This is a genomic window from Bradyrhizobium cosmicum (assembly GCF_032290525.1).
GTDB lineage: Bacteria > Pseudomonadota > Alphaproteobacteria > Rhizobiales > Xanthobacteraceae > Bradyrhizobium > Bradyrhizobium cosmicum_A.
Genome location: NZ_JASXTA010000613.1, coordinates 1 through 234, shown reverse-complemented (window position 1 = coordinate 234; position 234 = coordinate 1). Strand labels below are relative to the sequence as shown.

Below are 234 nucleotides of genomic sequence, written 5' to 3'. Positions count from 1 at the left end.
GATATGGAGCATCGGCGGCTTGTCACGCTAAAGGGGTTTGGTATGATTACCGAGTATCTGGTCGATATCTCGCGGCTGCAGTTTGCCTTAACTGCATTATTTCACTTCTTATTTGTGCCTTTGACGCTTGGCATGACTTGGCTGTTGGTCATCATGGAAGCAGTCTATCTCATCACAGGCAAAGAGATCTGGAAAGACATGACCCGATTTTGGGGCAAGCTTTTTGGCATCAAC

General features: G+C 47.0%; 1 protein-coding gene. It reads left to right on the top strand.

The window, feature by feature from the left end:
• Positions 1-42: 42 nt before the first annotated feature.
• Positions 43-234 (top strand): cytochrome ubiquinol oxidase subunit I (locus QSV46_RS41120; protein WP_314964531.1); only part of this gene is annotated, 192 nt, incomplete at its 3' end.